15 protein-coding genes and 1 pseudogene are annotated in these 24408 nt (G+C 69.8%); all 16 read right to left on the reverse strand.

The window, feature by feature from the left end:
- The coding region (oprB, locus tag ACTJJX_RS19200; RefSeq protein WP_016263480.1) for a carbohydrate porin OprB at positions 1–1357 on the reverse strand (1357 nt) is incomplete at its 3' end.
- 341 nt (positions 1358–1698) lie between these two features.
- The gene (locus ACTJJX_RS19205; protein WP_003113105.1) at positions 1699–1980 is read right to left on the reverse strand and encodes a DUF971 domain-containing protein; all 282 of its coding nucleotides are present in this window, start codon (positions 1978–1980) and stop codon (positions 1699–1701) included.
- On the reverse strand, positions 1977–2942 hold the full coding sequence (locus tag ACTJJX_RS19210) for a HEAT repeat domain-containing protein (protein ID WP_016852895.1): 966 nt from the start codon (positions 2940–2942) through the stop codon (positions 1977–1979). The genes ACTJJX_RS19205 and ACTJJX_RS19210 overlap by 4 nt, the downstream gene beginning before the upstream one ends.
- A complete protein-coding gene (locus ACTJJX_RS19215) occupies positions 2939–3793 on the reverse strand; it encodes an ABC transporter ATP-binding protein (RefSeq protein WP_003113103.1) in 855 nt (284 codons plus the stop codon). Before ACTJJX_RS19215 ends, ACTJJX_RS19210 begins: the two co-directional genes overlap by 4 nt.
- The gene (locus ACTJJX_RS19220; protein ID WP_003113102.1) at positions 3790–4587 is read right to left on the reverse strand and encodes an ABC transporter permease; all 798 of its coding nucleotides are present in this window, start codon (positions 4585–4587) and stop codon (positions 3790–3792) included. The genes ACTJJX_RS19215 and ACTJJX_RS19220 overlap by 4 nt, the downstream gene beginning before the upstream one ends.
- A gap of 24 nt (positions 4588–4611) precedes the next feature.
- Entirely contained in the window at positions 4612–6018 is a 1407-nt protein-coding gene (locus ACTJJX_RS19225; protein ID WP_004349807.1) for an ABC transporter substrate-binding protein, read from the reverse strand.
- A gap of 134 nt (positions 6019–6152) precedes the next feature.
- Positions 6153–6398 carry a 4Fe-4S dicluster domain-containing protein gene (locus ACTJJX_RS19230; RefSeq protein ID WP_003089354.1) on the reverse strand — a complete coding sequence of 82 codons (246 nt, stop codon included), beginning with the start codon at positions 6396–6398 and terminating at the stop codon, positions 6153–6155.
- A gap of 85 nt (positions 6399–6483) precedes the next feature.
- Positions 6484–8208 carry a fumarate reductase/succinate dehydrogenase flavoprotein subunit gene (locus tag ACTJJX_RS19235; RefSeq protein ID WP_003113100.1) on the reverse strand — a complete coding sequence of 575 codons (1725 nt, stop codon included), beginning with the start codon at positions 8206–8208 and terminating at the stop codon, positions 6484–6486.
- The gene (locus ACTJJX_RS19240) at positions 8205–8954 is read right to left on the reverse strand and encodes a GntR family transcriptional regulator (RefSeq protein ID WP_003113099.1); all 750 of its coding nucleotides are present in this window, start codon (positions 8952–8954) and stop codon (positions 8205–8207) included. The genes ACTJJX_RS19235 and ACTJJX_RS19240 overlap by 4 nt, the downstream gene beginning before the upstream one ends.
- Before the next feature lie 175 nt (positions 8955–9129).
- On the reverse strand, positions 9130–10581 hold the full coding sequence (locus ACTJJX_RS19245) for a carbohydrate-binding protein (RefSeq protein WP_003089363.1): 1452 nt from the start codon (positions 10579–10581) through the stop codon (positions 9130–9132).
- A gap of 219 nt (positions 10582–10800) precedes the next feature.
- Positions 10801–11343, reverse strand: coding sequence for a YbaK/EbsC family protein (locus ACTJJX_RS19250; RefSeq protein ID WP_003089366.1), 543 nt, complete (start codon positions 11341–11343; stop codon positions 10801–10803).
- A 67-nt stretch (positions 11344–11410) separates the two neighbouring features.
- Positions 11411–17760: pseudogene (locus tag ACTJJX_RS19255) on the reverse strand (amino acid adenylation domain-containing protein).
- Positions 17761–17779: 19 nt separating this feature from the next.
- Entirely contained in the window at positions 17780–18799 is a 1020-nt protein-coding gene (locus ACTJJX_RS19260; RefSeq protein WP_003113096.1) for a TauD/TfdA family dioxygenase, read from the reverse strand.
- Positions 18796–19884, reverse strand: a complete 1089-nt coding sequence (locus ACTJJX_RS19265; RefSeq protein ID WP_003115897.1) for a TauD/TfdA family dioxygenase — start codon at positions 19882–19884, stop codon at positions 18796–18798. The genes ACTJJX_RS19260 and ACTJJX_RS19265 overlap by 4 nt, the downstream gene beginning before the upstream one ends.
- Positions 19885–19913: 29 nt before the next feature.
- Complete coding sequence (locus tag ACTJJX_RS19270) at positions 19914–23594, reverse strand: non-ribosomal peptide synthetase (protein ID WP_016852893.1); 3681 nt, start codon at positions 23592–23594, stop codon at positions 19914–19916.
- A 164-nt stretch (positions 23595–23758) separates the two neighbouring features.
- Positions 23759–24376, reverse strand: a complete 618-nt coding sequence (locus tag ACTJJX_RS19275) for a LysE family translocator (RefSeq protein WP_003089383.1) — start codon at positions 24374–24376, stop codon at positions 23759–23761.
- Positions 24377–24408: the final 32 nt, after the last annotated feature.

A 24408-nucleotide genomic window follows, 5' to 3' on the forward strand; every position in this document is an offset into this window, starting at 1 on the left:
AGAACACCGTCTGGATCTTGATCCCCGCCACCAGCGCGTTGTCGACCTCGTCGACCCCGCCCGGCTGCTTGATGTACTGCAGGTTCGGCCGCACCGTCAGCCAGTCGGTCACATGCACCCCGTAGTACAGCTCGGCGTTGTACTCGGTGTCCTGCAGCGGCTGGTACAGCGGGTTGTCGTAGTCGTCGATGCCGTTCACCTGGTTCACCAGGCGCTGGCGCTTCTTCACATCGTCGTTGACATGGATGCGCGCGATGCCCAGGCCGATGTCGTCCTTCGGCCGCGCGTCGAACGGACCCTTGTAGACCACCCCGAGCTGCTGGTAGTTGTCCACCACGTTGGTCGCCTTGTCGTGGACCGTCAGGTTGGCGAACAGGCTCAACCCGCGCGAGGCATCGCCGTTGTGCGAAGTGACCTGCTGCTGCGCCACCACCCACCAGCCATGCTTGCTGCCGCGCGACTTGAAGTCGTTGCCGGTCAGCCCCTGCGGCTGGCCGTCGACGTCGTCGTAGACGTCATCGGCCTTCGCCGTGCTGTAGTAGTAACCCAGCCGGTACTCGCCCGGCAGTTGCTCGGCGCCGACCTTCGGCTGCCAGATCAGCTCCACCGGCAGCAACGCGCCCTTGGTCCCGCTGCCGCTCATCTTGAAGCCGTTGCCGGTCTCCAGGTTCGACGGGTTCTGCTCGTAGGCGCCGACCTGCACGTACCAGTCCGGCGCGAAGTTGTACTTCACCCGCAACGCCCACTGGCTGACCGGCCAGTTGTACCAGATGCTCCCCGCCCAGTTGCCCACCTGCGAGCCGCAGAAGGCCAGGTTCTGGAAATCGCAGGGGAAGCTGTTGAAGTCCTCGCCCTCGCCGAAACGGCCGAATTTCACGTCCAGCGCGCCGTCGAAGTACTGCTGCTTGAGCCACAGCTGGGTCAGCCGCCAGGTCTGCCCGCGGCCCCAGACCTCCTGCACCGAGCTGATGTGCCCGGCACGCGGGTCGCCGATGCGGTCGTTGGAAAGGTTCTTGCCGTTGCGCTCGGTGACGGTGAACTGGAACTCGGTAGCCTTCCAGCCGAGGATCTTCTCCAGGTCCATGTGCACGCCCAGGGCGAACTGGTCGGTGTAGCGTCCGGTCTTGTCGTCGTCATAGCCGCCGTCGAGGTTGGCCGCCGCCTCGCCGACGTACTCCAGCTTGAAGTCGTAGCCCTTCTCCAGCAGCTCGGTGCGCTTGCCGCCCCAGTCGCCGAGCATCCATTTCGAGTTCGGCGAGAACGCCTCGGCGGCGTGCGCCGCGTTGCACAGCAGGGAGGCGGACAATAGGCCGCCGGCCACGGGGCGCAGGGCCGGGCGGAGAAGATGGGATTTCACGCGAACGCTTCCTCGTTGCGAATGATCGACTGGCCGCACGCAGCGACCGCTCTACTTCCTCGATAACCTTGCAAGGAGCAAGGGTTTATGAAGAGGACTCATGATCTGAGCCAAGCAGAACAATGGTTAATTTGCGAATGATAAGGTCTTTGCAAGTAAAGCTGAAACGTTTCAGGCTGGAAAACAGTGTTACGGAAACGACAACGAAGCCAGGCGGCGGGCCTTCGAGCGGGTCACCCGGGTGGTGGCCGTGGCGGGACGGGGACAACGCAGGGATTGGCAACAATCTGAAACCCATGAACACGCTTCACGTTGTTGCCGGGAGCGGAACAATACCCGCCTCAGAGTTCGTCGCGCAGATAGGACCAGGGGTAGATACCGCGCTCGTGACCATCGTCGAACAGCAACTGCACGCCGTAGCCCTGCAGGCGGATATCGCGCAGGCGCACGCCCTGCTCCGCCGCGACGATCCGTCCGCGCAGGCGCTGCGCCCGGCATTGCGCACAGGGACAGGCGGCGCGCAGGCGCGCATGGTCGATCCGGCTGACCGCGCCGTCCGCCCATTCGAGCATCAGCCAGCCGTCCCTGGCGGAATTGCGCAGGCGCAGCGGCGGCTGGGTCATGCCGGCATCCGCAGTTGCGCCAGAGCGATGCGCACCGCCTTGCGCACCTCGGGATCGCCGTCGCCTTCGGCGACCCGCAAGGCCTGGGCCGAGGCCGGGTCCGCCAGTTCGCCGAGGGCCAGGGCGGCCTCCTTGCGCAGGTTGCCGATGGGATGGCCGAGCAATGCTTCCAGCGCCTCCCGCGCCGGGCGGTGGCGCAAGCGCCCGAGCGCCCGCGCGGCGCGCAGGCGGACCTGCCAGTAGTCGTCCGCCAGGGCCTTCAGCAGCGGCTCGCCGGCCTCCTCCCGGCCCAGCTTGCCAAGGGTCGTCGCCGCCTCTTCGCGAACCTGCCATTGAGCGTCCGCCAGCGCCGCGCAGAGCGCCGGCAGCACCGTCGCCTCGCGGCTCAGGCCGAGGGCGCCGGTGGCCGCCCGGCGTACCTCCGGGTCGACATCGGCGCTGGCCAGCCTGGCCAGTTCGGCCAGGGCCGGCTGGTGGCGGAGCCAGCCGAGTACCGCCACCGCCTCGCGGCGCACCGCCGCCTGCGGATCGCCGAGGGCGGCCAGGGCCGGCACGGCGCTCTCCTCCAGGCGCAGTTCGCGCAACGCACGCAATACGCTGGCGCGGACGAAGGCATCGGCATGCCCGAGCCACGGCAGCAGGCGCCGCCCGGCGGCCGGTTCCTTGAGTTCGCCAAGGCTCTGCGCGGCGGCCTCGGCCACCGCCGGCAGCGGATCGGCCAGGGCCGCACAGAGCGCATCGACCACCGCGTCTTCCTCCCAGGCCTCCAGCAGGCGCGCGGCCTCGCCGCGCACGCCGGGGTCGGGATCGCCGCGCAGGGCCGCAACCAGCAACGGCAGCGCCTCCGGCAGCTCCAGGTCGGCCAGTTCGATCAGCGCCAGGCGGCGTACGCCGGGGTCGGCGTCCTCCAGGCGCGGCGACAGTTCGAGGATTTCGGGCAGGGTGGCGTTTTTACAGGTCATATGGCGATCCGCAGTCGGTCCGGGGTGATGCCCGGCGGCAAGCCGAGCGGGGTCAGGCGCGGCAACTGGCGGCCGTCGTCGTGGTCGAGCAGTTCCAGGCAGTGGCGTTTCAGGCGCACGAAGTCGGCGCTGGTCACCAGCCGGGTGTCGCGAGGGCGCGGGAAGTCCAGCGCCAGGTCGGCGATGATCCGTCCCGGACGGGGGCTCATCACCAGCACCCTGTCCGCCAGGTACAGGGCCTCGTCGATGTCGTGGGTGACGAACAGCACCGTGGTGCGGACCCGCGCCCATACGTCCAGCAGCAAGGTCTGCATCTTCAGCCGGGTCTGCGCGTCGAGGGCGCCGAAGGGCTCGTCCATCAGCAGCAGGCGCGGCCGGTTGACCAGCACCCGGGCGATCTCCACGCGCTGCTGCATACCCCCGGACAGTTGGCCGGGCCAGCGCCCGGCGAAGTCCGCCAACCCCACCAGTCCGAGCATCTCCATGGCGCGCCGGTTGCGCTCGGCGCGGGCCAGGCCCTGCATCTTCAGGCCGAAGGCGACGTTGTCGCGGACCCGCCGCCAGGGGAACAGGGTGTGCTGCTGGAATACCATGCCACGCTGCGGCGAAGGTCCTTCCACGCTCCGGCCGTCGACCCTCACGCTGCCGGCGCTTGGCCTCAGGTGGCCGGCCAGGGCGCCGAGCAGGGTCGACTTGCCGCATCCCGAAGGCCCGAGCAGGCAGACGAACTCGCCCGGCCGCGCCTCCAGGTTCAGATCGCGGACCGCCTCGAAGGCTTCGCTCCCCTGCCCCAGGCGGATGCTCAGGTCGCGGATCTGGATGCGCCCCAGGCTGTTGCCGGCCGTCGTCATCGGACCTTGCCTCCCGCCGCGTACCAGGGCGTCAGCGACGCGCCGACGCGCTTCACCAACCCACTGCTGCCCATGCCGAAGAGGCCGATGAGCAGCATGCCGACCACCACCTCGTCGTAGTTCTGGATGTTGTAGGAAGCCCAGGTGTAGTAACCCAGTCCCCATTGCCCGGAGATCATCTCTGCGGTCACCAGGCAGAACCAGGAGGTGCCCATGCCGATCGCCAGGCCGGTGAAGATGCCCGGTCCGGCGCCGGGCAGCAGCACCTCGCGCAGCAGCGCCCGGCGCCCCGCCCCCAGGCTGCGCGCCGAAGCCAGCAGGCGCGGATCGAGCGCCTCCACGCCATGCACGGTATTGAGCAGGATCGGGAACAGCGCGCCGGTGAAGGTAATGAAGATCATCGAGGCCTCCGACGAAGGGAACATCAGGATCGCCAGGGGAATCCAGGCCACCGCCGGGATCGGCCGCAGCACTTCCAGCGGCGGCAGCAGCAAGGCCTCGGCCCAGGCCGAGCGGCCGATCGCCAGGCCGAGGGCGATGCCCAGCGCGGCGGCCAGCAGATAGCCGGCGAAGACCCGCGCCAGACTGGCGCCGAGGTGCGCCAGGAGCACGCTGGACTGGGCCAGGTTGCAGGCCGCCAGCAACACCGCGCCGGGCGTCGGCACGTTGGCGAAGGTCACCAGGCCCAGATTCAGTTGCAGACCGGCGGCGAGCTGCCAGAACGCCAGGCAGGCCGCCAGCGAAGCGGCGCGGGTGGCCCAGCGCCAGGGTCGGGAGATCGGAAGCGAACTCATGGGCGGACTCCGAAGACGCCCGCCTCAGCGGAGCGCCAGCGCCTGCTGGCTGGCGGCGGCAAAGTCGCGTACCTCGCCGCCATGGCGGCGGGCATAGTCCTGGGCCTGCTCGCGGAGCAGGAAGGCGCTGAGGCGACCCTCGCCGTCGCGGACGAACCACGCCTGGTTGGCCAGCAGCTTGATCCCGCTGTCACGATCCTGGGCGTAGATCGCACGAATCGCCTTGCCCTGCGCCTTCAGCTCGGCAAGATCGGCCAGGGCCGACTCCGGCGAAGCGTAATGGCGCACCCTGGCCTCGCCCTTCACCCAGATCTGCGCTACCCGTTCGAACTCCTCAATCGGCCGGCCGCTGCGCGCGTCGCTGGCGCGCAGCGGCGACGGTGCGTAGTCTGCCAGCGCCGCCTGGTAGTCCAGCCCGGCCTGACGGTAGGCCTCGCGGATGTAGCGTTCGTCGACGAAACGCTCGACGTCCAGCCCACGGTCGGCCTTCTTCAGCAGCTTCAGGGTGTCGATGGAGGTCGCCAGCGCCTGGCGGTATTCGGGTTTCCAGGCCTGTTCGCGGGTCTGCAGGCCGAGCGGACCGTGGAACAGGTAATTGACCTCAGCCTCGATGCCGGTGACCTTCTCGATCAGCTCGCTGTATTTCTCCGGTTCGGCGGCCAGCAGTCGATTGGCTTCGATGCTCGCCCGCAGGTAGGCCACCACCACCTCCGGATAGCGCTCGGCGTAGGCGGCGTCCACCAGCGCGCCATGGAAGGTCGGCGCGTTGGCCTGGGAACCGTCGTAGATCTTGCGGGCGAAGCCGCGATTGGGGAACAGCTCGGCGAAGGGTACGAAGTCGGCATGGGCGGCAATCTTGTTCGCCTGCAAGGCCGAACCGGCGATTTCCGGCGGCTGGGCGATGATGGTCACGTCGCGCTGCGGGTCCCAGCCTTGCGCCGCCACTGCGCGCAGCAGCATGCCATGGGCGGTGGAGGCGAACGGTACGGAGATGGTCTGGCCTTTCAGTTCGGCCAGCGACTGCACCGGCGAGCCGCTCGGTACCACGATGCCGTTGCCGCTGCCACGGGTGCTGCCGGACAGCACGCTGATGAACAGGCTGCGCTTGCCGGCGGCGGCGAAGGCCACGCCGTTGAAGGTGCCGGGAAAGTCGGCCATGGCGCCGAAGTCGAGCTTGCCGGCGACCATCTCGTTGGTCAGCGGTGCGCCACTGGTGAAGTTCTTCCACTCCACCCGGTAGTCCGCATCCTTGTAGCGGCCGTCGCGCGGCAGGTATTTCTCCAGCAGGCCCAGCTCGCGGATCAGCAGCCCGCCGGCGGCGCAGTTGATGGTGGTGTCCTGAGTGCCGATGGCCACGCGGATGGTTTCCGCCTGGGCACCCAGGGAAGTCAGGGCCAGCGCCAGGCTGGCCAGGATTGCACGCAGTCGCATGGGGATTCCCCTCGAATCATGGTCATGGGAATCGTCTCCGCCACCCGGATGGTGGTGGGAAACGAGGGGTGCTTCAGGGTGGCGTCCGGGAGTGGCCGGATGGCGGGTTCTGCCTCGCTTGCCGGGAGCGGGCGTCAGCGCAGCAGGTAGGGAATCTCGACCTTCACCGCGCCGGTCGGGCAGTCCTTTTCGCAAGGCATGCAGTACCAGCACTCGTCGTAGGCCATGTAGGCCTTGCGGGTCGTCGGATCGATGGCCAGCAGGTCCATCGGGCAGACCTCGACGCAGACGGTGCAGCCCTTGTCGGCGATGCAGCGGTCTTCGTCGATGGTCACCGGGGCGCTGCTGCGGAAGAAGATGTCCTGGGGTCGGTAGGCCATGGCACGCGGTCCTCGTGGTTCGATCTGGCCCGCTTTCGTGGCGGCGGGCTCGGTGTCTAGCGGTACTACGCCGGGGCGTGGGGCCCTAGGCGGCGTCGTTCCTCAGCCGCAGGCGCTGGTAGGCCTGCTGTTCGCCCTCGTCGATGGCGAACAGGTAGGGTTCGACCGGTTTCCTGAAGCTGGCCATGCGTCCCTGCTCGTCCTTCTTCAGGTGCGCGTGGCAGAACCAGGCAGCGTCGTCGCGCCGCGGATAGTCCACCCGGTGGTGGTACAGGCCCCAGCGGCTCTCGGTGCGGAACAGCGAGGCGCGCGCGGCCATCTCCGCGCAATCGCGGATAACGCTGACTTCCAGGGCGCGCATCAGCTCGTGGGGGTTGTCCGCCTTGATCCGCTCCAGGTCCTCGGCGATGGCCTGGATGCGTTGCAGGCCCAATTCCATCTTGCGGGTCACCTTGGGCGGTTGCAGGTAGTCGTTGACCAGCCGGCGCAGCTTGTACTCCACCTGCGCCGCCGGCAGGCCATGCTCGCGCAGCAGCGGCGCCTCGATCCGCGCACGCTCGCGCTCGACCTGGGCGCGGTCGACCGCGCTGAAGGCGCGCCCGGCGACGTATTCGGCGGCGTTGCGCCCGGCGAACCAGCCATAGGTGAAGGCGCCGAGCATGTAGTTGTGCGGCACCGCGGCCATGTCGCCGGCAGCGTAGAGGCCCTTCACGCTGGTCTCGGCCTTCTCGTTGACCCACACGCCGGAGGCCGAGTGGCCGGAGCAGAAGCCGATCTCGGAAATGTGCATCTCGACCATCTGCTGGCGGTAGTCGGTGCCGCGCCCGGCGTGGAACTGCCCGCGACTGGGGCGTTCGTTGCCATGGAGGATGTCCTCGATGGTCTGGATGGTTTCCTCCGCCAGGTGGTCGAGCTTGAGGAACACCGGGCCATTGCCGCCTTCGAGTTCCTGGTGGAACTCCCACATCATCTGCCCGCTCCAGTAGTCGCATTCGATGAAGCGCTCACCCCTGGCGTTGGCGGTATAGCCACCCAGCGGGCCGGTGACGTAGGCACAGGCCGGGCCGTTGTAGTCCTTGATCAGCGGGTTGATCTGGAAGCATTCCAGGTTGGCCAGCTCGGCGCCGGCATGATAGGCCATGGCGTAGCCGTCGCCGGCGTTGGTCGGGTTCTCGTAGGTACCCATCAGGTAGCCCGAGGACGGCAGGCCCAGGCGGCCCGCCGCGCCGCAGCAAAGGATCACCGCCTTGGCGCGGATCACATGGAAGTCGCCGCTGCGGCAGTCGAAACCGAGTACGCCGTTCACCGCGCCCTCGGCATCGGTGAGCAGGCGGGTGCAGACCAGGCGGTTGGCGATGGGGATCCGCGCACGCTTGAGCTGGCGGTAGAGCACCTTCTTGATGTCGTGCCCTTCCGGCATCGGCAGCACATAGGCGCCCATGTGGTGGACCTTCTTCACCGCATAGTCGCCGGTCTCGTCCTTTTCGAACCTGACGCCCCAGCGATCCAGCTGCCGCAGGGTCTCGAAGCTGTGGCTGGCATAGGCGTATACCGCCGCCTGGTTGACGATGCCGTCGTTGGCCACGGTGATTTCCCGGGTGTACTGCTCGGCCGTGGCGTGGCCGGGGACGATGGCGTTGTTCAACCCGTCCATGCCCATGCTGATGGCGCCGCTGCGCTTGACGTTGGCCTTGTCCACCAGCAGCACGCGCAGTTCGCGGTCGTGCTCCTTGGCCTTGATCGCCGCCATCGGCCCGGCGGTGCCGCCGCCGATCACCACGATGTCGTATTCCTGCTCCAGGGTGTTCATGCCCGCTCTCCCTTCTGCCGATCGATGCGCAGGCGATACTGGAAAGCGTCGCCGCGGTAGTAGAGGTATTCGAAGTCCAGCGGCGCGCCGTCGGCGGCATGGGTCAGGCGCTCGATACGCATGATCGGCGCGCCCTCCTCGACCGCCAGGGCGCGGGTCAGGTCGGCATCGGCGAGCACCGCGTCGATGGCCAGGTCGGCATGGCCGAGGGGAATGCCGCAATCGTTCTCGAGGATCAGGAAGATGTCGCGGGTCACCAGGTCGGCCTTCTCCAGGCGCTCGCCGAGCGCCTGCGGCAGGTAGGTGACTTCCAGCGAAACCGGCTCGCGGTTGACCAGCCGCACCCGCTTGATCTCGCACACAGGGCTGCCCTCTTCCACCCGCAGGCGCTCGGCCACCCGCGCGCCGGCCGGCACGTAGCGCAGGCCATGCAGGCGGTTGATGACCTCGTAGCCCATCTGCGTCATGGACTCGCCCAGGCCTTGCAGGGTGCTGACGTTCTGGAACGCCTTCGGCCGGGCGACGAAGGTGCCCTTGCCGTGGATCTTGAAGATCAGCCCTTCCTTCTGCAGGTCGCCGAGCGCCTGGCGCACGGTGATGCGGCTGACGTCGAAGGCCTTGCCCAGCTCGTTCTCCGAGGGCATGCGGCTGAGCGGCGGGTAGACGCCGTCGAGGATGCGCCCGCGCAGCAGCTCCTTGAGCTGGCTGTACAGCGGCACGGGGGAAAGCGGGAGCAGTTTGCCCATGGTCGGATTCGCTTGCAGGAGTGGCTGGAATACTTGTTATAACAAGTTATACCGTGATGGTAAACGCCATGAACGATCAAGCGGAAATACCGAAAACGCATATGGATATGGCGCCACCCGTGCGTGGCTCTCGCCGGCCAAAGGACCGGCCCGCAGCGCGGACCGGTCCGCCCCCTCAGCGCAGCGGCCGCCAGAGGGTGAAGGCTACCGGCGGCGTCCAGCCGCTGTTGGAGGTGTGCGCCTGCAGGCAGAGATAGCGCAGCCCCTCGTAGGTCACCCCATCGTCGACCCGATAGGCCTGGTTCTCCCGCCATTGCGGGAATTGCGGATCCACCGCCCCGCCGCTGGTGCTGACCTCCAGGCCTTCGCTGGGCAGCGACTGGTTGCCCTGGGTATCGGTGGCGGTGACGAAATAGCTGTAGCGGGTGTCCGCCGTCAGGCCGCTGTCGGTGGAACCCAGCGCGGCGCTCTGGCCAACCATGGCGCCGTCGCGATAGAGGCTGTAGTAATCGATCGGACGCTGCCCGCTGGAGGCGTTCCAGGCCAGCACCAGGCTGGTCTCGCCGCGCTCCAGCAGACGCAGGCCCTGCGGCGCCGCCGGGCGCTGGTCGCCGCCCTCGCCGTCATGGATGAGGCTGGCGTAGCGCTTGCGGAACTCCCAGTTGTAGCGCTCGCCGCGCTTGTTCAGGCCATCGTCCCAGTTCACCGACCAGGTCATCAGGCCCTTGATCGCGTGACCGGCGGCTTCCAGGCGGCGAAACGCGTTGCTCACCGCGGCGGGATCGATCACGTAGCCGGTAGCCGCCGCATCGACGTTGCTCGGCAGGCCGATGGCCAGGCGCTGCGCCGGGATCCGCACGAAGTCGCGGCTGCCGGTGGCCAGGCTCTCGGTGAGGTAGTAGAGGAAGTCTTCTTTCATCGCGTCGTTGTTCTGTGCGATCCAGGCGCCCTTGCCGCCGTTCGCCTCCTGGACCCACAGGCCGTCGCCGCCCTGGTTGTAGTACTGCGGCGCGATGAAGTCGTAGACGCCTTCCAGGGCCTGCAGATAAGGCACGTACTTGCCGTTCTTGTGCAGATAGGGAAACTCCGGGGCCATGCTGACGATGAAGTGCTTGCCCTGCCCGGCGTAGTGCTCGCGCACCAGCTTGAGGGCCGCCGGCAGCACCCGCTGGTTGTCGGCCAGGTCGATGGCGCTCTGCTCGAGGTCGATGTCCAGGCCGTCGAAACCGTAGGTTTCCACCAGACGGACGATCTCGGCGGCCAGCGCCTGCTCCTGCCCGGCGTGCAACTCGATGTGCGCGTCGGCGCCCCCCAGCGAAATCAGCACCGCGCGGCCCTGGGCGTTGAGCACGCCGACCTGGCGGCGAAACTCCGCGTCGGACAGGTTGTATGGCTGGAAGGTCGGGATGCCGCGCCCTTTCATGAAGGCCACGGCGACCACGTTGTACTCGCTCGGCACGTCTTCCAGCGCGATGTTGGCGAACGAGCCCTGCTGGTAGCCGTCGGCGGCGCCGGCCGGCCAGTTGTGCCAGAAGCCCATGAGAATCTTCTTGCCGGCGATGCTCGGCATGGCCGCCGCGGCATCTTCGCGGGCCTGGTGCAACTGGGAAAAGTCGATCCTGATCATTTACCGCTCCTCGGATGAAGGTAGGAAACGCATCCGGAGGGGCTGTCCGACGAACCGCGCCGTGGCCGCCGCGAACGCTTAGAAAAAACAGGCGCGAGCGTCTACCACGGGGCATTCCGGCGTTTGTCGCGATCAGGGCGGGGGCATGGTTGCAGAGACGGCGGAAGGCTTCACCTACCACAATTGGCAGAGCCGCGGCGGCGATGCTCCGCGCCGGGTTCAACCGGCTTCGCTGAGTTCGGCGACCACCACTCCGGGAAGGTCTTTCAGCAGTGCCGGGGACAGCAGCAGCTTGGTCTCGCGGACCCCGGCGCCCATCACCACCAACGGCCGTTCGAAGACCGCCGCGTCGACCAGCAGCGGCATGCCTTCGGGCAAGCCGAACGCGGTGATGCCGCCGAACTGCATGCCGGTCAGCTCGGTGGCGACCTCGCGGGCGGCGAAGGACAGCCGGCGGGCCCCGAGCAGCGCCTTGACCGCGCCGTTCACGTCGAGCCGCCGCGAGCCCAGGTTGACCACCGCGGCATAGCCTTCGGCGCCGTCGCGCTTGTAGCGCAGGACCAGGGTGTTGGCGCAGTCCTCCAGGCCAAAGCCGTAGCGTGCGCTGAACGCCGCGGTGTCGGAATGCTCGTCGGCGACGCGGAACACCACCAGCTCGGCGGAAGGCAGGCCGCGCGCGACCTGCTCCGGCAGATGGCGGTGGTAGTCGGCCGGGGCAACGGCGTCGAGCCGGTGGCGTTGGGTGTATTCGCGCAGAACCATGGGCAACCTCGAATGAAGACGGACGGCACCGGCCCCTGCCGCCAGGCGGGTGGCAGGGGCCGGCGGTTCAGGTTGCCAGGTTCGCCGGCACGCCGCCAGGCACATCGGGCGCCAGGCGCTGCCGCAGGATCGCGCAGACCTCCTCCGCCGCCGTCACCACCAGGCCGTGGCCGCCGGCCAGGGTCTCCAGCTCGTAGCGGCTGGCGTGCCGCCGCCAGCCGTCGATGGCCGCCCTGGAGACGCCCGGGTCCTGCTCGCCGAGGATCGCGGTGATCGGTATGGCCAACGGCTCGCGCGGGCGGTAGCGATAGTCGGCGGCCAGGCGCGAATCGGCGCGCAGGGTAGCCAGGCTGATCTCGCGCAGCTCCGGGTCGTCGAGCACTTCCAGCGGCAGCACGTCGTACTCGCGCAGGGTTCGCAGCAACTCGGCGTCGCCCATCGCATGGAAGCGCGGGTATTCCAGGTCCGGCCCCGGAGCGCGGCTGCTGATCACGAACAACTGCCTGGCGCGCAGGCCGTGCAGGCTTTCCAGGCGTGCCGCCAGTTCGTAGGCGAGCATGCCGCCGAGGCTGGCGCCGACCAGGGCGAACGGACGGTCGAGCAATGGCAGGAGCGCGTCGTCGATGGCACAGAGCATGGCCTCTACATCGGTGACGAATGGCTCGTCCTGGCGTTCCTGGCGCCCCGGATACTGGATCGCCAGCAGCTCCACGTCCGCCGGCAGGCGCGCGTCCCAACCGCGGAAAGTGCCGGCGTTGCCGCCCGCGGGCGGNCGCTCCCGCTGCGCTGCAACCACAGGGCCCGGGCGCGCTCGGTGGCGGGCGGCAACGGCGGCGCGTCGGCGGCATGGCAGCGGCGCACCACTTCGCGGGCATCCGGATCGCCCTGCAACAGCCCCAGGCTCAGTTGCCTGCCGGTCAGCCGGCGCAATTCGGCGATCGCCTGCACGCCCAGCAGCGAATGCCCGCCGGCGCTGGCGAAGCCCTGGTCGGCCGCCAGCGGCCGGCCGAGCACCCGGGACAACACCTTGAGCACCCGCCGCAGCTCCACGCTGTCCTCGGCCTGGGCCGCCGTGGGCGGCTGCGCCGGGTCCTCGAGCAGCGCCAGCAACGCCTCGCGGTAGGCGTCGGCCAGCGCCTCGGCGCGCTCGGCGGGGAAACGTCCGGCGGCGTACTGGAAGCCCACCTCGAGGCGCTCGCCGGCCACCTCGAAGTCCACCGCCAGCGGCACGTCGACGTCCACCACCACCTGGTCGAGGATGCCGCCGTGCCTTACTCCCGCCGTCGGCGCGGCGTCGTCCTGGTGGAAGTCGACGAAGTTGAACAGGCTGTCCAGGCGCAACTCGCGGTTGCGCCTGCGAATCGCCGCCAGCGGATGGCGCCGATGTTCCAGGCTCGCGCGCTCGTAGTCGAATGCGCGACGGGCGCTGTCGAGCAGATCGACGGAAGCCGACAGCCGGCACGGCAGGGTGTTCAGGAACAGGCCGAGCAGGCGGTCCGCTCCCGGCTCCTCGGGGCGCCCGTGGCTGACGAAGCCGGTGACTACTTCATCGGCATCGCTGAAGCGGCACAACGCTCGGCCATGCACCGCCAGCAACAACGAACGCAAGGGCAAGCCGCTGCGTTCGGCCAGGGCGCGCAAGCGCGACAGGCTGTCGGCCGGCACGTCCACGCGGACCGCCGCCATGCGCCGGGGTCCCTCCTCCGCCAGTCCGGGCAACGGCCGGTAGCGGGCGCCGGCCAGGTAGTCGAGCCAGAACAGCGCCGAGGCGGCGTTGGCCTCGGCCTCACGCTCCAGCGCCACGTAGTCGCGGAAGCCTACTGCGGGCGCTTCCGCTTCCCGCGCGACGACACCGGCGAGAAGGTCGGCGTAGACCGCCAGCAGCTCGTCCACCAGGCTTTGCAGGCTCCAGCCGTCCAGCACGCTATGGTGTTCGGCGACGCCCAGGGCGAAGCGCCGCTCGTCCAGCGCCAGCGCGGCGAGGCGCACCAGCGGTGGGCGGCTCCAGTCGAACGGGGTGGCCTGCTCTTCCTCGATCCAGGCACGCAGGCGCAGGCGCCGTGTTTCCCCATCGAGGCCACACAGGTCGTGCACCGGCACCTCGGCGGCGACCGCCGTGGCCGGGTGGACCCATTGCAGGGGAACCTGGCCACCGTGCAGGTCGAAGCCGGTACGCAGGATCGCGTGGCGGCCGATCAGGATCGCCCAGGCGCGCGCCAGCAACTCGCTGTCCAGGCGTCCATGCACCTCGTGCAGGACGACGTTGTGCAACAGCCGTGGATCGCCGCTGGCCTCGCTTTGCAGGAGCATGCCCTGTTGCAGGCTGGTCATCGGATAGGCGTCGTCGAGCCCCTCCGGCAGGCGCTTGCGTTCCGCCGCCGACAACAGGGCGAACGGCTCCAGCGCCCGCGGCGCCGAGCTCGCGGCCGCATCCGCCGGACTCGCCGGAGCGGCCAGCAGGCGCGCCAGTTCGCGGATGCTCTGGTGGTTGAACACGTCGCGCAGGGTAAAGGCAAGCCCCGCCTCGCGCGCCATGACCTGCATCTGGATCAGGCGGATGGAGTCGCCGCCGACCTGGAAGAAATTGTCGCTGACGCCGATCGCCGGGCGTTTCAGCACGCTCTTCCAGATATCCAGCAGGGCCGCCTCGGTGGCATTGGCCGGCGCTTCCAGGGTCTGCGCGGCCGCCTCGGCGGCCAGCGCCGCCAACAGCGCGCGACGGTCGAGCTTGCCTTCGGCGGTCAGCGGCAGGCGTTCGACCCGGGCGATCCGGCTCGGCAGCATGTAGGCCGGCAGGCGCGCCTCGAGGAAGCCACGCAGGGCCTGCTCGCTCAGCTCGCCGCCGAGGGCCGCGGCGGGGCGCGGCGCGAGCGCGCGCCAGTCGATGCGCTCAGCCAGCGACTCGGCATAGCCCGGGCGCACCGCGTAGCAGTTGTAACGGTCGGTACCCTCCAGCAGCGCGTCCTGACGGATGCTCACCTCGAAGCCATGGCGGCGCAGCAGGTCGCTCAAGGCATCGGCGCGGCCGGCGGTGGCACCGTCGCGCTTGTCATGGACCTCCAGGACGATCTGCCGGGCCTTGGCCAGCGCCGCATCGTCGAGACCGAGCAGCACATCCATTTCCGCGCGCTGCACGTCGATCTTCAGCAGGTCGATACGCTCCAGGCCCAGTTCGCCGATCACCTGGTCGAGGCGGCGCAGGCGGCAGCGGTGGGCTTCGGCGCGCAGGCGGTCGTCGAGGATTTCGTCGATGTTGTTCAGCAGCAGGTTGGCCCCGCCCTCCTCTCCCTGGTTGCTCAGGTAGCGTCGGATGACGTCGCGTTCGCCGCTGGCGTCGGCGTACTCGGCGATCCCGGAGAAGGTCGAGTAGCCCGGATAGTAGGTGAAGGTTTCCTCGCGCTCGGCGTCGGACAGGCCGATGCCGAATACCTCGACCTGCGGTGCGTAGCGTCCGAGGTTGGCCTCCAGGCGCCGGCGGATCGGTGCCAGCGGCTCGAAGGCGACCACTCGCGCGCGCGGCGCGCGGCTGGCGATGTACAGCGAGAACAGGCCGATGTTGGCACCGACGTCGAGGACCACCGCGTCCGGCGGCAGGACGATGCCGTCGCGGCTGTAGACCTCGTCGACGAAGATTTCCTGGTAGACGTACTCGGTTTCGTTGAGGTTCAGTCCGGCGACCCGGTGCCCGCTGGGCAGGTCGACTTCCAGCCAGGACTCGTCCGCGGTCTCCTCGGCGGCGGTGACGAAGGCGACGATCCGGCGATCCGCGCCCGGTTCGGCCGCATCGGCCTCGTCGGTGAGTACCGCCGCCTCGCCCACCGCTGGGTGTTCCAGCAGCGCGCTGCGGATCTCGCCCAGTTCGATGCGGTAGCCGTTGATCTTCACCTGTTCGTCGATCCGCCCGAGGAACTCCAGGCAACCGTCGGCGCGCCAGCGCACCAGGTCGCCGCTGCGGTACAGGCGGCCGCTGCCCGGCCAGCCCTCCTCGAGGAAGCGCCCGGCCGCCTCGCCGGCGTCGCCGGCATAGCCGCGCGCCACCCCGGCGCCGCCGATCCACAGTTCGCCGCTGGCGCCACGGGTCTTGCGACGACCGAGGCCATCGACCACATGCAGATCGACGTTGGCCAGGGCGCGGCCGATGGTCGGCCGCGCATGCTCGGCGACCCGCGCCAGGCTGGCGTTCACCGTGGCTTCGGTAGGACCGTAGAGATTGAACACCTGGCAGCGGCGCCAGCCGGCGGCGACCTCCCAGGACGCTTCGTCGAAGCGCTCGCCCCCTACCAGGATGCGCCCGGGCAGCGCCGGGTGGGCATCGTCGAGGCCGGCCTGGAGCAGCAGGCGGAACAGCGACGGGGTGCAGTCGAGCACGTCGATGCGCCGTTCTTCGAGGAACCCCAGCATCCGCTGCGGATCGCTGCGCACCTCCTGCGGCACCAGGACCAGGCAATGGCCGGAGAGCAACTGGAGAATCTGCTTGATCGAGGAATCGAAGGAGAACGGCGCGTTGACCGTCACCCGCAGGCCCTCGCCCACCACGTTCGCGTATACCGTGCGCGCCAGGGCCTGGGACAGGTTGAGCGCGCTGGCGTGCTCGACCACCACGCCTTTGGGCTGGCCGCTGGTGCCCGAGGTGAAGATCATGTAGGCCGCATCGCGCCCGCCCGGCGCCGGCAGGCTCATGCCGCTGCCGGCAAGCGGCAGCGTCGACAGGTCCAGGCAGGCCCCGGCGAAGGCCTCGCGGGCGCGCCCGGCGCACTCGGCATCGGCAAGGGCGAAGACGATCCCGCCCGCTTCGCGCATCCGCTCCACCCGCGCCGCCGGAAACTCCGGATTGACCGGGGTGTACACCGCCGCCGCGCGCATCACCCCGAGCAGGGCGACGATCGCCTCGCGGTTGCGCCCGGTCATCACCGCCACCGCCTGGCCGGGCCGCACGCCGGCAGCCAGCAGCGCTTCGGCGACCGCTTCGCTGCGCGCGCGCAGCGTGGCGAAATCCAGGCTGCCGTGGGCATCCAGCAACGCCGGCGCCTGCGGCTGCAGGGAGGCGCGCAGATCGAACGCGGCCACCAGGGATTCCACCGGCGCGGGCTCCACGCGCTCGCCCTGCCAGGCCTGGTAGCGCTCGCGCTCGGCCGCGCCGATCAACGGCAGCCCGGCCAGTGGCAGTTGCCTGTCGGCGGCGATGCTTTCCAGGCATTCGACCCAGGCGTCGAGCAAGCGCCCGGCCAGCGTTCCGTCATGGTCGCGGCGGACCCGCAGGCTGGCCAGCCGGCCTTCGCCGTGGGGCAGCACCTGCAACTCGAGGAACCCGCCCAGCGGCGGCTGACGGCAATCCAGCTCGGCCACCCCGGCGCCATCCAGTTCGCCCGCCAGCCAGGCGAAGCCCAACTCGGCGAGCGGCCAGTCGGGGGCAAAGGGATCGCGCAGGGCCGCTGCCTCCTCCTGGGCGAGGATCGCCGCCTGGAGGGCATCGAGCCGCTCGCCGACGCTGCCCGCGCGGACATTCTCCAGGCACAGCGGCGCGACCCCGGCGAACGGTCCGGCCAGCTCGGCGAACTCGTTGAACAGGCGCCCCGAGACCAGTCGCGCCATTTCCAGAGGGAGTCCCTCGTCGCCCTGGAACTGCCCGGCGACCTGGGTCCAGGCCAGCAGGGCGGCCGCCTCCGGCAAGCCGTTGGCTGCCAGGCGTTCGAGCAGCGCGCGCGGCAGCAGGCGCCGCGCCGTCCACTCGCCTTCGCCCAGGTCGTCCGCCAGCGCCAGCGGACTCTCCGCCGCAACAGCCGCCTGCTCTCGCCAGTAACCGCTGGCGCTTTCGCCGTCTTCGCCGGCCAGCGCCTCGTTGGCCCACTCGGAGAAATGCTGGAACAGCAGCGCCTCGTCTCCCTCGTCCGCGCTCGCCTGGCCGGCCGGCCCCAGGCCGCGGCGCAGCAGCGCCACCAGGCTGGCCGCATCGACGACGAACGCCGGCGCCGCCAGCAACAGCCCCTGGAGCGTCTCTCCGGCGGCGTCCAGCAGCAGGCCGAGCGCCAGTACCGGCTGGCCTTCCCCGCCCAGGGGCGAAGCGGCGAGACGCGCGCTTTCGCGCGCGAAGCGTCCGGCCCAGTCGCCATCTCCCGGCAGGCGCTCGACCAGCAGATCGGCCGCGCGCCCATCCAGTACCTGCACCGGCAGGCTCATGCCCGGCATCGTCCGGTAGGCCACGCGCAGTTGCGCCTCGCCGTCCAGCGCCCGGCGCAGCCGCTCCAGCGTCGCCACGGGATCGGCCGGGGCGTGCAGGCGCACGCCGACAACCGTATTTTCCGGCCGCTCGGCATGGCGGCGCCAGGCGCGGGTCTGCAAGGGAGACAGCGGGAATCCTTCGAGCGCTTCGCTCGCGGCCGGTTGCACAGCGGATTGCAGGTCTTCTGACGCACTCATGGCTATCCCTCGCACGGGTTCAGGGTTGGTGGACATGCAGGTCGGTCATCGCCACCAGCACCTTGCGCTCGCCGGTGTACGGCTCGCGGCCGTGGACGCTGATGAAGTTGTCGAGCATCAGGACATCGCCGCGCTCCCAGGCGAACGCGCGGGTTTCCTCGCGGTAGGCGGCGCGGATGGTGTCCAGCACCTCCGCCTCGATCGGGCTGCCGTCGCCGTAGTAGGCGTTGCGCGGCAGGCCCTGTTCGCCGACCTCGTCGAGCAAGGCCCGGGCCAGGGCCGGCGGCATGTTGGAGACATGGAACATGTGCGCGTGGTTGAACCACAGCGTCTCGCCGCTGAGCGGGTGGCGCACCATCGCCTGGCGTACCTGGCGGGTATTCAGGCGCTGGTCGTCGAGCCAGGTCCATTGGGTACCGGTCTGCCGGCAGTAGGCCTCGACCTCGGCGCGACTGTCGGTCTGGAAGCCTTCCTGCCAGGTCAGGTCGATCTCCGGCCCGTAGTTGCGCACGTAGCACACCCCATGGCGGAGGAAGCGCTGCCTGATCGCCTCGGGTATCCGAGCGCTGACCCGGCGCTCGTCGGCCAGGGGCGTGCGGCCCTGGGTGGCGGGCGGCGTCTGGCAGTAGAAGTGGATATAGCTCGGCCAGTTGTGCGAGTAGGACATCTCGTGGTGCGGCGGAATCCAGCCGTCCGGCGAGAACTCGGTGGAGGTGAACACCCGGTGCGCCACTTCCTGGCGTGCCGCCGCGCGCTCCAGGTAGTCGAGCATGTTCGGCGAAAAGCTTTGTACCGCCTGGGAGAAGCCCTCCGCTCCGTCTACCGCGAAGCCACGAAACAGGATGCCGCCATGCCGCAGCAGGCTGTCGCGCAGCCCTGCGCCGGCGGCGGCGATCCATTGCCGCAGGTCCATGCCCGGCTGGCGCGCGCGGACGATGCGCAGGTAGTCGTTGGCCGGGTCGAGCAGGCTTTCCTCCACCAGGTCGCCGGCCGAGAGCTGCCGGGGGCGCAGGCGCGGCGCGCTGAACGAGGCGCTCATGCGGCACCTCCGAGCGCCAGGCGCGGAGGTGTCGGCGGGACGTCGGCGGGCGCCAGGCTGGAATACGGCGTGGACATGATGGTGAGGATCCGTCGCGGCCCGCGGAACGGCTCGCGGCCGTGCTGGGCGAGCATGTTGTCGAGGATCAGCACGTCGCCCACGCGCCAGTCGAAGCGCCGCGTCTCGCGGTCTATGGCGCTGCGGATGGTCGCCAGGGTCTGCGCCTCGATCGGGCTGCCATCGCCGTAGTAGGTCTGGTACGGCAGGTCTTCCTCGGCGACGCTGCGCAGCAGCGCATCGCGCAGGCCCGGCTCGAGACTGGTGGCATGGAAGAACATGCCGTGGTTGAACCACAGGCGCTCGCCGGTATACGGGTGGCGTTGGAACGCCGCGCGCCTCTGCCAGGTGCGCAGGTGCTCGTCGCCGATCCAGGCATGGGCGATCCGGTGCTCAGCGCAGAACGCCTCGACCTCGGCGCGGCTGTCGGTCTGGAACGCTTCGCGCCAGGACAGGCCGAGGCCGGCGCGGTAGTTGCGCACGTAGAGGATGCCCAGGCGCCCGAAGCGTTCCAGCAATTCGTCCGGCAGGTGGCGGAGCACCAGCCGGTTGGCCGCCACCGGGGTGGCGCCGCCCTCGAGCGGCGCGACCTGGCAATGGAACATGATGTACAGCGGCCAGTCGGCGGTATAGGACTGCTCGTTATGCAGGAAGATCGGCTGGTCCACCGGATGCTCGGTGGAGGTGTAGACCTCGCCGCTGACCTGGCTACGCGGCGAGGAACGCTCCTTGTAGTCGAGCAGTTGCGGGGCGAAGGCAGCGGCGGCTGCGCGGAAGCGCTCTGCCGAGTCGACCTCGAAGCCTCTCAGCAACAGGCCGCCAGCCAGGTTCAGGTCGTCGTGCAGGGACTGGCCCTGCTCGCGAATCCAGTCGGCCAGGGACAGGCCGGGAGCCTGTGCCTCGATCAGCAGCGGCAGGCCGTCGCGCTCCGCCGCCGGGCGCCGCACCAGCGCCTCGCTGCTGCGCGGGCTGAGATTGCGCGGCCGGGCGAAGCCGCGACCGGTGAGACTGGGAGCTGTTCGTTCCATCGCTGTTCTCCGTGGGAGGCTCGGGGTCGTCAGGAAGCGTTGCAGCCCTCCGGCGACATGCGTTTCGAGGTAGGTTCGCCGGCATTCGCCAGCAGGCGCCGCTCCCAGGCCTGGTGCAGGCGCTCGATGCGGTGCAGGTCGAAGATCGCGCTGGCCCCGGTCCAGACGGCCAGCCAACCCTGCGGCTGGTCTTCCAGCCACAGCGTCAGGTCCAGGCGCGCGCCAGGCACCGGGATGAAGTCGGCTTCGACGCGCACCCCGGCATCCACCGCCGGGGCCGCCCGACCGTTGTGCGCGCCGCAGGCGATGCGGATCGGCAGGCCGCTGGCGCCGCGCTGGCGCAGGGCCTGGGTCACGCATTCGAGGGGCACGTCCTGGTGTTCGAGCAGTTCCAGCAGATCATGGCCGACCTGGCGTAGGCGCCACTCCACGGACTGCTCCGGACGCAGGCCGACCGCCAGCGGCAGGAGGTTGACGAAGCAGCCGACCAGCCCCTGCATTTCCAGGCGCGAACGCCCGGCCAGGGCCACGCCGACGAGCAGGTCGTCGACGCCCAGTTCGGCGCCGAGCACTTCGGCGAAGGCCTGTAGCGCAGCACTGAACGGGCTTACCGAGGTGCGTTCGGCCAGCGCCCGGCAGGCGGCATGGACGGCGGCGGAAACCGGCAGGGCGAGGCGTTGGCCGGCGCGCCCGCCGCTCTCCTCCGGGCGCGCCGGCGCGGCGCCGGGAGCCTTCGCCAGCGGCAACAAACGCTCAGCCCAGCGCTCGGCGACGCGGTCCAGGCGTCCCGAGGCCAACGCCGCGCGCTCGCGGGCGGCAACCTGTTCCGGCGTGCTGGCGAGCACGCCCAGGCGACCGCCATCGAGCAGCGTCTTCAGTTCCGCGGCAAAGACCGCCAGCGACACATCGTCGAAGGCGTAGTGATGGACGCTGAGCAGGAGGTCGGCGCGCGCGCTGTCGCGGGTGACGACCAGCAGCAGGCGTGCCGGCGCCTCGTGGGCGAGGTCGAAGACTCGCGCGCCCTCACGGCGCACGCCATCCTCCAGCAACCGCTCGGCGTGGACGGCGTCGCTCGCCAGCAGGCGTTGCAGGGGCACCGCATGCGCCGCCAGCGCATGCGGCTGCGGCCCGTCGACGCCCGTTTCGACACGCCGGCGCAGCGCCACATGCCGTTCCAGCAACTGGCGCAAGGCCTGTTCGATGGCGTCGGCCGTGGCGCCGACTATGCGCAGGTGGGCCAGCAGGTTGTAGGAGGTGTCCTCCGGCGCCAGTTGCTGGGCCACCCACAGGCGCCGTTCGGCGAGGCTCAGCCCGGCGGCGCCGGCGCTCGGCTCCGGCTCGTCGCCCTCGGGCGCGGCCTGGCGCAGCAGTTCCAGCAGGGCCTCGGGGGTCGCCGGGCCACCGGCGAACGCCTGCAACGGTACGCGTCGGGACAGTCGCTGGCGCAGCGTCGCGAGCAGGTGCACCGCCCGCAGGGAATCGCCGCCGGCGGCGTAGAAGCCCTGTCCGGCGCGCGGCGGCGCACCAAGCTGCGCCTGCCAGGCCTGGTGTAGCGCCTGCTCCAGCGGATCGCTGGGCAGCGCCTGCGGCTCGGCGCCGGTCGCCTGGGGACGCGGCAGGGCCTTGCGGTCGATCTTGCCGTTGAGCGTCTTGGGCAGCTCCGCCAGGACCACGAACGCCGACGGCAACATGTAGTGCGGCAGACTTTGCCCAAGGTGCTCGTTCAGCGCCTGGAGCGGCGGGGCGAACGGCGCCGCCAGGTAGCCGACCAGCCGACGCAGGCCGGCGCTGTCCTCGGTGAGCATGGCGCAGGCTTCGCTCACCCCGGGAAAACTCGCCAGGCACGAGGCGATCTCGCCCAGCTCGATGCGGAAGCCGTTGAACTTGACCTGGTCGTCGAGCCGGCCGAGGTGTTCCAGCACGCCGTCCTCGCGCATGCGTACGCGGTCGCCGGTGCGATAGCGGCGCTCGCCGCTGCCCGGATCGACGCGGAAACGCTCGGCGGTCTGCTCCGGCTTGCCGAAATAGCCACGCGCCAGGCCGATGCCGCCGAGGTACAGTTCCCCGGCCACGCCCAGCGGCAGCGGCGCCTCGAAGCCGTCGAGCACCTCCACCGTGGTGCCGGGCAGCGGTCGGCCGATGGGCGGCTCGTCGAGCGCTTCGGCGTGCAGGTCCAGTTCGTGCGCCGTCGAATAGGTGGTGTCCTCGGTCGGCCCGTAGAGATTGACCAGGCGCCGTACCTGGGGTTGGCCACGAATCTGTCGCACCAGGTGGCCGCGCAGCGGTTCGCCGGCCAGGTTCAGCGTGCGCACCCCACCCGGCAGGTCGCCGAGGGCGAGCAGCGCGGCGCACACCGAGGGCACGGTATTGAGCAGGCTGATCTCGTCGCGGCGCGGGTAGTCCGGCAGGCTGAACAGGTTTTCCACCAGGTGCAGCGTGCCGCCTTCGGCCAGGGTGCCGAACAGCTCGTAGACCGACAGGTCGAAGCACACCGAGGTCGCCGCCAGTACCCCGCTCCATTCTTCGGCGGCATAGTGCTGGCCGGCCCAGCGCAGGAAGGCATGGGCGCTGCCGTGCTCGATGGCGACGCCCTTGGGGCGTCCGGTGGAACCGGAGGTGTAGATGATGTAGGCGAGGTGGTCGGCGCCGACCTCGCTCGCAGGCAGCGCCAGGTCGTTCGCCTGGTCGCCGCCCTCCTCCAGCGTCAGGCATGGCCGGCCCAGCGCGGCGACCCGCTCGCGGGTGCTCGCGTCGACCAGCACCAGCAGGCAGTCGGCGTCGTCGAGCATGTAGGCCACCCGCTCCTCCGGATAGGCCGGGTCCAGCGGGACGTAGCAACCGCCGGCGCGGAGCACGCCAAGCAGGCCGACCAGCAGGCCGCTGTCGCGCCGCAGGCAGACCCCGACCCGCTGCTCCGGAGCCACCCCGGCGGCGCGCAGGCGCACGGCGAGCGCGGCGCTTTCGCGCTCCAGCTCGGCATAGCTGAGGCTACGGTCGGCGGCGTGCACGGCGATGCGCTGCGGTGTGCGCCGCGCCTGGGCCTCGAACAGATGGTGGAGTACGCCGCGCGACGGGGCGGCCTGGGGCTCGCTGCGCAGGGCCTGCAAACGGCGCTCTTCGTCGGCGTCCAGCCAGGGCAGCCGGCCGACGCAGGCCTGGGCGTCGACCAGGCCGCGCGCCAGGCGCGCGAGATGGCCGGCGATACGCCGCAATTCGTCGTACTGGGGATCGCGCAGAGCCAGGCCGACGCTGCCGTCCGCCGCCAGCACCAGGGCCAGCCAGCCGGGGCTGCTCGCCGTCGGCCGCGCCGCCAGCACCTGGACCGCGCAGCGCCCGGCCAGGGCGGCGCGCTCCTGGCCGTCGGCGGATAGCTGCCGCCGGGCGTCATCGAGTTCTTCCGCCAGCCGCGCGCTACGTTCGGCGGACGACTCCATCGCCCGGTAGGAGGAACGCAGCAGCGCGGGCGCCTGCCGCCCGCGAACCGTGATCGGCTCGGGAAAGCCCAGGGTGATCTCTTCGTTGCCGTAGCGTCCCAGCAGTACCAGGAACGCCGCCAGCCAGTGCGCCGCCGGGAACGCTTCCGCGGCCGCCTCCGGCTCGAACCATTGCCAGGCGCAATGCGGGTCGCGCAAGGCGATTCGTCCCGGCAACTCCAGCCCCAGCGGGGCGCCTTGCAGGTAGCGCCGCTCCTGCGCAACCTCCGGGCGCACTGCGCGTCCCGCGGTCAGCGCCTTGCCCGACGAAAAGCTGCGTAACGGTAAGCCATGTCGCTCCTGCATCGCTCTCCCCCTTCCGAGGCTGGGCACCGAGCGAAAAACTCTTCACGAAATGGCGACGAGTTACGAGCTAATACAATTGATAGGGTGGTGACAGGTCAGGCCGAATGGTTTTCCGCGAGGATCGGGTACAGCGACGCGACCAACAGCAGCGCCATCCCTACGTTGAACACCCTCAGCCAGCGCGGATCGCGCAGCACGTTGCGCAGCATGCTGCCGAAACCGGCCCAGATTCCGATGGTCGGCGCGTTGATCAGGGCAAATACCGTCGAGATCACCACCACGTTGGTGAAGTAGCCCTGCAACGGCGTATAGGTGCTTATGGCGCCGACCGCCATCACCCAGGCCTTCGGGTTGACCCACTGGAACGCCGCCGCGCCCCAGTAGCTCAACGGCTTGCCACGTCCCTCCGGGTCGTTGCCGGCCGGGCCGGACGTGGCGATCTTCCAGGCCAGGTACAGCAGGTAGGCCGCGCCGACGTAGCGCAGGATGGTGTACAGCACCGGATAGGCCTCGAACACCGTGCCCAGGCCGAAGCCCACCGCCATCACCATGATGAAGAAGCCGCAACTGATCCCGAGGATGTGCGGGATGGAGCGGACGAAACCGAAGTTGACCCCCGAGGCCAGCAACATGGTGTTGTTCGGACCGGGCGTGACGGAGGTGACGAAGGCGAACAGGGAGAACGCCAGCAGCAGATCCACGGAGAGCGACATTCGTTCCATCCTTTGAAGTGGGTGCGGGCAAG

This window comes from Pseudomonas sp. 22490 (assembly GCF_052044465.1).
GTDB classification, from domain to species: Bacteria; Pseudomonadota; Gammaproteobacteria; order Pseudomonadales; family Pseudomonadaceae; genus Pseudomonas; species Pseudomonas aeruginosa.